At 58.8% G+C, this 9608-nt stretch carries 10 protein-coding genes; all 10 read left to right on the forward strand.

All coding sequences use genetic code 11. From position 1 onward, the window contains the following. Window positions 1-788 (forward strand): ATP-binding cassette domain-containing protein (locus ABI213_RS07990; protein WP_348026651.1); only part of this gene is annotated, 788 nt, incomplete at its 5' end. 75 nt (window positions 789-863) lie between these two features. Next, on the forward strand, window positions 864-1805 hold the full coding sequence (locus ABI213_RS07995; RefSeq protein WP_348026653.1) for a 2-hydroxyacid dehydrogenase: 942 nt from the start codon (window positions 864-866) through the stop codon (window positions 1803-1805). Window positions 1806-1884: 79 nt separating this feature from the next. Next, window positions 1885-2817: a LysR substrate-binding domain-containing protein gene (locus ABI213_RS08000; RefSeq protein WP_348005405.1), complete on the forward strand. Its 933-nt coding sequence runs from the start codon at window positions 1885-1887 to the stop codon at window positions 2815-2817. Between the two features lie 140 nt (window positions 2818-2957). After that, window positions 2958-4376, forward strand: a complete 1419-nt coding sequence (locus ABI213_RS08005; protein ID WP_348005406.1) for an aspartate ammonia-lyase — start codon at window positions 2958-2960, stop codon at window positions 4374-4376. 126 nt (window positions 4377-4502) lie between these two features. Beyond that, the gene (locus ABI213_RS08010) at window positions 4503-5801 is read left to right on the forward strand and encodes a dicarboxylate/amino acid:cation symporter (protein ID WP_348005407.1); all 1299 of its coding nucleotides are present in this window, start codon (window positions 4503-4505) and stop codon (window positions 5799-5801) included. An 11-nt stretch (window positions 5802-5812) separates the two neighbouring features. Further along, entirely contained in the window at window positions 5813-6706 is an 894-nt protein-coding gene (locus tag ABI213_RS08015; RefSeq protein ID WP_348026655.1) for an amino acid ABC transporter substrate-binding protein, read from the forward strand. A gap of 157 nt (window positions 6707-6863) precedes the next feature. Further along, window positions 6864-7763, forward strand: a complete 900-nt coding sequence (locus ABI213_RS08020; protein ID WP_348005409.1) for an amino acid ABC transporter substrate-binding protein — start codon at window positions 6864-6866, stop codon at window positions 7761-7763. Between the two features lie 124 nt (window positions 7764-7887). Then, complete coding sequence (locus ABI213_RS08025; RefSeq protein ID WP_348026661.1) at window positions 7888-8616, forward strand: amino acid ABC transporter permease; 729 nt, start codon at window positions 7888-7890, stop codon at window positions 8614-8616. Window position 8617: 1 nt separating this feature from the next. Continuing rightward, complete coding sequence (locus ABI213_RS08030) at window positions 8618-9286, forward strand: amino acid ABC transporter permease (RefSeq protein ID WP_348026657.1); 669 nt, start codon at window positions 8618-8620, stop codon at window positions 9284-9286. Between the two features lie 32 nt (window positions 9287-9318). Further along, the coding region (locus ABI213_RS08035) for an ATP-binding cassette domain-containing protein (RefSeq protein ID WP_348026659.1) at window positions 9319-9608 on the forward strand (290 nt) is incomplete at its 3' end.

The raw sequence follows: 9608 nt of genomic DNA on the forward strand, positions 1-9608 counted from the left end.
AAGAGCGGGAGATCGCCGACCTGCCTGCGGCAAAGCCCATTTTGTTGCATGAAAACCAGGTCGATGTGCGCTTTGACCACGTGTTTTTTGCCTACGACCCGGCGCGGCCTATTCTGCAAGACATCAGCCTGCACATCCCCGCGGGCAAAACCGTGGCCGTGGTCGGGCCGTCGGGCTCGGGCAAGTCTACGCTGGCGCGCCTGCTATTCCGCTTTTACGACGTGCAGCAGGGTGAGATTCTGATTGCCGGGCAAAACATCCAGACCGTCACCCAGGCCAGCGTGCGCCAGGCCATCGGCATCGTGCCGCAAGACACCGTCCTGTTCAACGACACGGTGGAATACAACATTGCCTACGGCCAGCCCGGTGCCAGCCGCGCCCAGGTGGAGGAAGCCGCCCGTGCGGCGCGCATCCACGGCTTCATCAGCGCCACGCCGCTGGGCTACGGCACCATGGTGGGCGAGCGCGGGCTGAAGCTGTCGGGCGGCGAGAAGCAGCGCGTGGCGATTGCCCGCACCCTGCTGAAGAACCCGCCGATCCTGATCTTCGACGAAGCCACCTCGGCGCTGGACTCGGCCAACGAGCGGGCCATCCAGACCGAGCTGCAAACCGCTGCCCGCAACAAGACCACGCTGGTCATCGCCCACCGTTTGTCCACCGTGGTGGATGCGCACGAGATTCTGGTGATGGACGCGGGCCGCATCCTGGAGCGCGGCACGCACGCCGAGTTGCTGGTGGCCAACGGGCGCTACGCCGCAATGTGGGCGCTGCAGCAAAGCGCCGAATAGTTTTTTGGTAAAAATAGGCCTCTAGCGCAGATTGCACCTGCGCTGGCAGCTATTTATTTGATAGTAAAGCACTTTATGGCAACTTCCCGTCCTTGCGTCCTGGTTTTGAACTTCATGGCCGAGCTGCACCAGGCCATGCTGGCACCATATTTTGAGGTGGTCTACGCGCCCACCGCTGCGCTGCGGGCCGCCCATATCGCCGCCGATGCAGCCAGCATCCGTGCGGTGCTGATCATCGGCAGTGTGGGCCTGACCGCCGCCGAGATGGATGCCTTGCCCGCCCTGGAAATCGTCTGCGCACTCGGCGTGGGTTTCGAGAATATCGACGTGGCCCACGCCCGGGCACGCGGGCTGGTGCTGGCCAACGGCGCGGGCACCAACGACGACTGCGTGGCCGACCACGCCCTGGCCCTGCTGCTGGCCGTGGTGCGCAATGTGCCGCAGATGGACCGGCAGTGCCGCCAGGGCGTGTGGCGCGATGCCTTGCCTTTGTCCGGCAGCGTGTCGCACCGCCGCATGGGCATCGTCGGTCTGGGCGGCATTGGCCACAAGGTGGCGCAACGGGCGCTGGGTTTTGGCATGCAGATCGGCTACCACGGGCGCAAGCCGCAGCCCGAGGTGGCGCATACCTACTTTGCCGACCTGGTGGCGTTGGCAACCTGGGCCGACTTTTTGGTGGTGGCCACGCCGGGCGGTCCGGCCACCCGCCATCTGGTGGGGGCCGAGGTGCTGGCGGCGCTGGGCGCGGGCGGCTATCTGGTCAATGTGTCGCGCGGCAGCGTGGTGGATACCGTAGCGCTGGCCGATGCCCTGCGTGGCGGCCGCTTGGCGGGTGCAGGTCTGGATGTGTACGAGAGCGAACCCCAACCGCCTGCCGAACTGCTGGATTTGGACGGGGTTGTGCTCACGCCGCACGTGGGTGGCTGGTCGCCCCAGGCCATTGAAGCGTCGGTGCAGCGGTTTATCGACAACGCGACGCGGCACTTTGCGGGCCAATCCGTGGTGTCACCCATCTAACTTGAAACAACTTTCATGGCTCGGGGTGCTCTGCACCCCGAGCCATGAAAGTTAGGTTGGCCGCGTCCATAATCCAGCCATGGAAACCAAATGGCTTGAAGATTTTGTCAGCTTGGCTGAAACCCGCAGCTTCAGCCGGTCGGCCCAGTTGCGGCACGTGACCCAACCCGCATTCTCGCGGCGCATCCAGGCGCTGGAGGGATGGGCGGGCACCGATCTGGTGGACCGCAGCTCCTACCCCACGCGCCTGACCCCGGCGGGCGAAACGCTCTACGCCCAGTCGCTGGAGGTGTTGCAAGCGTTGCAAAGCACCCGCGCCATGCTGCGCGGCCACCATTCGGCCGGGCAGGATGTGATCGAATTTGCCGTGCCGCACACCTTGGCGTTTACCTTTTTCCCGGCCTGGGTGTCGCTGCTGCGGGAAAAGTTTGGCCCCATCAAAAGCCGCCTGATCGCCCTGAACGTGCACGACGCGGTGATGCGCCTGGTCGAGGGTAGCTGCGATCTGCTGATTGCCTACCACCACAGTTCGCAGCCCTTTCAGTTGGCCGCTGACCGCTACGAGATGGTCAGCCTGGGGCAGGAGGTGATTGCGCCCTACGTCAAGGCTGATGCCGATGGCGCGCCGCTGTTTCAGTTGCCTGGCCGCCCTGGCCAGTTGCTGCCCTACCTGGGCTACGCACCGGGTGCCTACCTGGGCCAGACGGTGGACATGATCCTGAAGCAGTCGGCCACGCCCATCCATCTGGACCGGGTCTACGAGACCGACATGGCCGAAGGACTGAAAGCCATGGCGCTGGAAGGCCACGGCATCGCCTTCCTGCCCTACAGCGCGGTCAAGAAAGAGCTGCGCGCCCGCAAGTTGGTCAGCGCCGCCCCGCCGGGCCTGACCGGGCTGGAGATGACTATGGACGTGCGCGCCTACCGCGAAAAGCCCAGCGGCCCGGCCGCCGCCAAGGGCACGGCGCAGGCTTTGTGGACCTACCTAGCCTCGCAAAAGCCTGCGAAGTAGCCCGCCGCAGTCATGCGATTGCGGCATGGCGGCTATGACAGATCTATGACAGCAATGCATAAGCCTGCCTGCAAACGGCATTGGTGTTTGGATAGGCGCGCCCTTACAGTTCGCCACCTCCACAACTGCCCTGGATTTGTATGTCTACCAACTTTCGCATCGAACATGATTTTTTGGGTGAAAAGAAGATTCCGGCAGCCGCCTACTGGGGCGTGCATACCGCCCGCGCGGTAGACAACTTTCACATTTCGGGAACCCGCATTTCGGCCATGCCGGACCTGATTCGCGCGCTGGCCTTCGTCAAGACCGCCGCCGCCCGCACCAATGTGGAGTTGGGCGTGCTGGATGCCAAACTGGCCGACGCCATCGTGCTGGCCTGCAACGATCTGGTGGAGGGCAAGCTGCACACCGAGTTTGTGGTGGACGTGATCCAGGGCGGCGCGGGCACCTCGACCAACATGAATGCCAACGAGGTCATCGCCAATCTGGCCCTGGAAAAAATGGGCCTGGACAAAGGCCGTTACGACGTGCTGCACCCGAACGACCATGTGAATGCCTCGCAAAGCACCAACGACGTCTACCCCACGGCGGTGCGTATCGCGCTGTGGCTGGGCATTGAGCGGCTGTTGGCGTCCATGGCGTTTCTGCGCGAAGGCTTCGAGGCCAAGGCGGAGGAGTTCAAAGACATCCTCAAAATCGGCCGTACCCAGTTGCAGGATGCCGTGCCCATGACCCTGGGCCAAGAATTTTTGACCTACGCCATCATGATCGGCGAAGACGAGGCCCGCATGCGCGAAGCCCGCGCGCTGATCCAGGAAATCAATCTGGGTGCCACCGCCATCGGCACTGGCATCAATGCCCCAGGTGGCTATTCAGACCGGGCCTGCCAGCTGCTGGCAGAAATCAGCGGTGTGCCGGTGGAAAAAGCCAGCAATCTGATTGAAGCCACGCAGGATACCGGCGCATTTGTGCAGTTGTCTGGCGTGCTCAAGCGTGTGGCTTGCAAGCTCAGCAAAATCTGCAATGACTTGCGCCTTTTGTCCAGCGGCCCACAGGCCGGGTTTGGCGACATCCGCCTGCCCGCCCGCCAAGCGGGCTCCAGCATCATGCCGGGCAAGGTGAATCCGGTGATCCCCGAGGTGATGAACCAGGTGGCGTTCGAGGTCATCGGCAACGACATGACCGTGACCATGGCTTCCGAAGCCGGTCAATTGCAGCTCAACGCGTTCGAACCCATCATGGGATGGAGCCTGTTCAAAAGCATCGAACACCTGGGCCAGGCCTGCCGCACCTTACAGACCAACTGCGTGGCCGGTATCGAGCCGAACCGCGAATTGCTGGCCAAGCGTGTGCGCGAATCGGTGACGCTGGTCACCGCTTTGAACCCGCTCATCGGCTACGAAAAGTCAGCTCTGATCGCTAAAACGGCGATGAAAACCGGCGCCCCCATCGGCGAAGTGGCCGAGTCGCTGGGCATCATGACCCGCGCCGAGCTGGAAGCACTGCTGGTACCCGAAAAGCTGACGCAGCCCATGGCTCTGGTACGCGGTAACCGTTAGATGGCATACAAAATGCTTGCCATTTTCTTGCGCAATATGGAGCATTCACTAGCCCATTGCTACGGGCTTTGTATATAGTTTTGGCGGTTGCCCATCGTGGGTATCAACACATCGAGAGGAAGAGACATGAAGAAGAAAATGCCAGCCGCATTCACCATCCTCATAGCCATGGTGATGGGGATCCTCCTGGGTTACATGGTGTTCACCAGTTTCCCCGACAAAAAAGCAGCCAGTGAAATTGCGGGCTACATCTCCATCATGTCGGACGTGTTTTTGCGCCTGATCAAAATGCTGATTGCGCCGCTGGTGTTCTCGACCCTGGTGGTGGGCATTGCACACATGGGTGATGCCGCATCGGTAGGGCGCGTGTTTGGAAAGGCTTTGGGCTGGTTTGTGACGGCTTCGCTGATCTCACTGGTGTTGGGTCTGATCATGGCCAACCTCTTGAAGCCTGGTGAGAATTTGGGTCTGCCGCTGCCAGATATTGGTGCCTCGGCCGGTTTGGCCACGTCCAAGTTCACGCTGAAAGACTTTGTGAGCCATCTGGTGCCCAAGTCGTTCGCCGAAGCCATGGCCAACAATGAAATTTTGCAGATCGTGGTGTTCTCGATGTTCTTTGGCGTGGCCATGGCATCGCTGGGGGATAAAGCCAAGGTGCTGGTCAGCGCCATCGACGAGTTGTCGCACGTGATGCTGAAGATTACCGGCTATGTCATGAAGCTGGCCCCTTTGGCAGTGCTGGCCGCCATGGCCGCCACCGTCGCGGTCAACGGACTGGGCATCTTGTTGAAGTTTGCCGTCTTCATGGGCGACTTCTATCTGGGTCTGTTTTTGTTGTGGGGCGTGCTGGTTTTTGCGGGCTACGTGTTCCTGGGGCCACGGGTCTTCAAGTTGCTGGTGCTGATCAAGGAGGCCTTCCTGCTGTCTTTCGCCACCGCCAGTTCTGAAGCCGCATACCCCAAGATTCTGGATGCGCTGGACCGTTTTGGTGTCAAGCGCAAGATCTCCAGCTTTGTAATGCCCATGGGTTACTCGTTCAATCTGGACGGCTCCATGATGTATTGCACTTTCGCCACGCTCTTCATTGCCCAGGCGTACGGCATCCATTTGCCCCTTTCTACCCAGATCACCATGTTGCTGATTCTGATGATGACCTCCAAGGGTATGGCGGGTGTGCCCCGTGCTTCGCTGGTGGTGATTGCCGCCACGCTGAACCAGTTCAACATTCCCGAAGCTGGTTTGCTCCTGATTCTGGGTGTGGATACCTTCCTGGATATGGGCCGCTCTGCCACCAACGCCGTGGGCAACTCCATTGCCGCCGCCGTGGTCGCCAAATGGGAAGGGGAACTGGTTCCGGAAGCCGCCGCCGAAGTCAATGCCCGCGCCATGGATGCGGCCTTGGTCGGTAGCCCGGCGCACGCTTGATGCCCAACACCATGCGAACCCCATGGATCAAACCGTTGGCAGTTGGGCTGCTGTCTTTTCTGCTGGCCTGCACGGCGAATGCCCAGGCATTAACTGGTGTTCTGAAAAAAGCCCATGAAACCGGGGGGGTGACCATTGGTTACCGCGACGCATCCATTCCTTTTTCGTACCTGTCGGCACGCGGTGAGCCTATTGGCTATGCGATTGACATCTGTCGCGCGCTGGTGGATGCCATTGGCGAAGAAATCGGCCGCGAGCTGTTGATCAAATGGCAGCCTGTCACGCCCGAGACACGCTTTAATGCGGTGACTTCGGGCCAGGTAAACCTGGAATGCGGCTCGACCACCAGCAACCTGGAGCGGCAAAAAATAGTGGGATTTTCACCCACCACTTTTATTTCGGGTATCAAGTTGATGGTCAAAAATGGCTCGCCGGTCAAGTCGTTCCGCGACCTGGTGGGTAAGCGTGTAGGAGTGACGGCCGGCACCACCAGTGAGAAAACCTTGCGCGAACTATCCGATAAATTCAAGCTCAATCTGCAACTGGTGGTGTCGCCCGGCTATGCTGAATCTTTTGCCCAATTGACCGCGGACAAAATGGATGCGTTCGCCGCCGATGACATACTGCTCTATGGGCTGCTGGCGCAGAACAAAGCGCAGGCAGACTATGGTGTGGTGGGTGAGTTTTTGTCGTACGAACCTTACGGCATCATGTACCGCAAAGGCGACGGGCCATTGGCCGAAGTAGTGAACAAAACCTTTGCGACACTGGCCGATGAAGGGGACCTCAACCGCTTCTATACCCGCTGGTTTTTGCGCCGCCTGCCCTCGGGTGTGAGCATCAACTTGCCCATGAGCCCGCAGTTGGTCACCATCATCCAGGCGATGGCGGTGAAGCCTGAGTAAGCCGTTTTTCGTGCAGGCACAAAGTCTGCATAGTGTGTAGGAATCGATTATTTTCGATCCCTGTGCATGCACCAAGAATGGGCGCAAGGGTTATCCCTTGCGCCCGGTTCTTTAAAATTTGCGTTGTGTAGTTCTTATCTTTTACCTTGGAGTTTTCATGAAGAAACATTTACTCGCCTTTGCCGTGGCTGCTTTAGCTGCTGGTGGTGCGTTTGCGCAAGCCACCGACACCATTGCCAAGGTCAAGGCTTCCGGCACCATCACCATGGGTGTACGGGATTCTTCAGGTGCACTGGCCTTCACACTGGGCGACGGTAAATACACCGGTTTCCATTACGAAGTGTGCCAGCACATCATTGCCAATCTGGAAAAAACGGTTGGTAAAAAGCTGGACATCAAATACCAGTTGGTGACATCGCAAAACCGGATTCCGCTGGTGCAAAACGGCACCGTAGACATCGAGTGCGGTTCTACCACCAACAACGCGACCCGCCAAAAAGACGTGGCTTTCGCCTACACCGTCTACGTGGAAGAAGTGCGCATCGCGGTCAAGGCCAGCTCGGGCATCACCACCATTGCCCAACTGAATGGCAAAAATGTGGCCACCACCACGGGAACGACGTCCGTGCAATTGCTGCGCAAGAATGAACGTGCAACCGGTATCGACTTCAAAGAAGTGTTTGGCAAAGACCACGCTGACAGCTTCTTGTTGTTGGAATCGGGCCGCGCCGATGCATTCGTGATGGACGGTCAAATTTTGGCCGGCAATATTTCGACTGCCAAGAACCCCGCCGAGTACAAAATCGTGGGCGAGCCTCTGAGCGTCGAGCCGATTGCCATCATGCTGCGCAAAGATGACCCGGCCTTCAAGAAGTTGGCCGACGACACCATTGCCGGTATGGTCAAAACGGGCGAAATGGCCAAGCTGTATGACAAGTGGTTCATGCAGCCCATTCCACCCAAGAACGTGAAGGTCGGCCTGCCCGCCAGCGAAGCCACCAAAGCCGCCTGGGCGAACCTGAACGACAAGCCTGCAGAAGACTACGCTAAAAAGTAAACGCTGTTACTAGGCGGTACACCACCCTGCCCGCAAAGTTTGGGGGCAGGGTTTTTGCTTTAAGGTAGACGCATTTGCTTACATGGTTGCTGCACCGCAGTCTGCGGTAGGCACCCACATCTGGATGGAGAGTGTTATGGATTGGCAGGTATTTCTCAACGATGACGGCAGTGGGCGCACCTATCTGCAATGGCTGATGGAGGCGTGGCGCTGGACACTCGCGGTGGCTGGCAGTTCATGGCTGGTCGCTATTGTGGTGGGGGGCTTCATGGGCACCTTGCGCACATTGCCCAATAGTCCTTGGCTGGTGCGCATTGCCAATGTCTGGGTGGAATTGTTCCGCAATGTGCCATTGCTGGTGCAGATCTTCATCTGGTACTTTGTGCTGCCCAAAATATTTCCGCCGATGCAGCAGATTCCAGGCTTCGCGCTGGTAGTGATGGCCCTGGGCTTCTTCACCTCTTCGCGGATTGCCGAGCAGGTGCGAGCCGGTATCCAGGCCCTGCCCAAAGGCCAGCGGTATGCTGGGATGGCCGTGGGTTTCACCACTGCACAGACCTACCGCTATGTGATCTTGCCGATGGCCGTACGTATCATTTTCCCGCCGCTGACCAGCGAGTCGATGAATTTGCTGAAGAATTCTTCGGTGGCGTTTGCGGTGTCTATCCCCGAGCTGACTTTCTACTTCACCCAGGTGGGCGAAGAAACCTCGCGTCCAATCGAGGTGTACTTGGCGGTGTGCCTGTTGTATGTGGTGTCCGCCGTGGTGGTGAACCGCGTCATGGCGTTCATCGAGAAAAAAATCCAGATCCCCGGCTTCGTTGTCGCCGGTGGTACAGGCGGGGGGCATTGATATGGGTGGGCTCGACCTAAGTTTTTTCAGCTGGGAAATCGTTAGCAAGTTCGTTCGGCAAGGTTTCATCTTCAGCCTGGAACTTACTGCGATTGCTACCGTGGGTGGTATTTTCTTCGGCACCCTGCTGGCATTGATGCGCCTGTCAGGCCGCAAGCTGCTGATGATGCCCGCTACGTTCTACGTCAACGGCATGCGCTCCTTGCCGCTGGTGATGGTGATTTTGGGCTTCTTCTTGCTGATCCCCTTCCTGATCGGCAAGCCGATTGGTGCAGAGCTGTCGGCCATCATCACCTTCATTGCTTTTGAAGCCGCTTACTTCAGCGAGATCATGCGGGCGGGTATCCAGTCCATTCCGCGTGGCCAGGTGCATGCGGGTCAGGCCGTGGGCATGACCTATGCGCAAAACATGAAGCTGGTGATCTTGCCGCAGGCGTTTCGGAATATGTTGCCGATTTTGCTGACGCAGACCATCATCTTGTTCCAGGACACCTCGCTGGTGTACGCCATTGGAGCCTACGATTTGCTCAAGGGCTTTACCACTGCAGGCAAGATCTACGGCCGCCCGGAAGAAGCCTATCTGCTGGCCGCCGTGGTGTACTTCGTTTTGTGCTTTGGCCTGTCGTACCTGGTTAAGAAGCTGCAAGCCAAGATTGCCATCATCCGCTAACAAGCACCGTCATTCGAGCCGAGGAGTAAAACATGATTGAAATTAAAAACGTATCCAAGTGGTATGGCCCTGTGCAGGTGCTCAACAACTGCAACGTCAGCATCAAAAAAGGCGATGTCGTGGTAGTTTGCGGCCCGTCAGGCTCTGGGAAATCCACCCTGATCAAAACCGTCAACGCGCTGGAGCCTTTCCAAAAGGGCGAGCTGTTTGTCGATGGCATTGCCTTGCACGACCCTAAGACCGACCTGCCCAAGCTGCGCAGCCGTGTCGGCATGGTGTTCCAGCACTTTGAGCTGTTCCCGCACTTGTCGGTCACCGAAAA

The sequence above is a fragment of the Rhodoferax sp. genome, assembly GCF_039922535.1.
GTDB lineage: Bacteria > Pseudomonadota > Gammaproteobacteria > Burkholderiales > Burkholderiaceae_C > Rhodoferax_B.

Coding starts and splice junctions, on each gene's coding strand:
- ABI213_RS07995 (WP_348026653.1), top strand. CDS start 864: ATGGCAACTTCCCGTCCTTGCGTCCTGGTTTTGAACTTCATGGCCGAG.
- ABI213_RS08000 (WP_348005405.1), top strand. CDS start 1,885: ATGGAAACCAAATGGCTTGAAGATTTTGTCAGCTTGGCTGAAACCCGC.
- ABI213_RS08005 (WP_348005406.1), top strand. CDS start 2,958: ATGTCTACCAACTTTCGCATCGAACATGATTTTTTGGGTGAAAAGAAG.
- ABI213_RS08010 (WP_348005407.1), top strand. CDS start 4,503: ATGAAGAAGAAAATGCCAGCCGCATTCACCATCCTCATAGCCATGGTG.
- ABI213_RS08015 (WP_348026655.1), top strand. CDS start 5,813: ATGCGAACCCCATGGATCAAACCGTTGGCAGTTGGGCTGCTGTCTTTT.
- ABI213_RS08020 (WP_348005409.1), top strand. CDS start 6,864: ATGAAGAAACATTTACTCGCCTTTGCCGTGGCTGCTTTAGCTGCTGGT.
- ABI213_RS08025 (WP_348026661.1), top strand. CDS start 7,888: ATGGAGAGTGTTATGGATTGGCAGGTATTTCTCAACGATGACGGCAGT.
- ABI213_RS08030 (WP_348026657.1), top strand. CDS start 8,618: ATGGGTGGGCTCGACCTAAGTTTTTTCAGCTGGGAAATCGTTAGCAAG.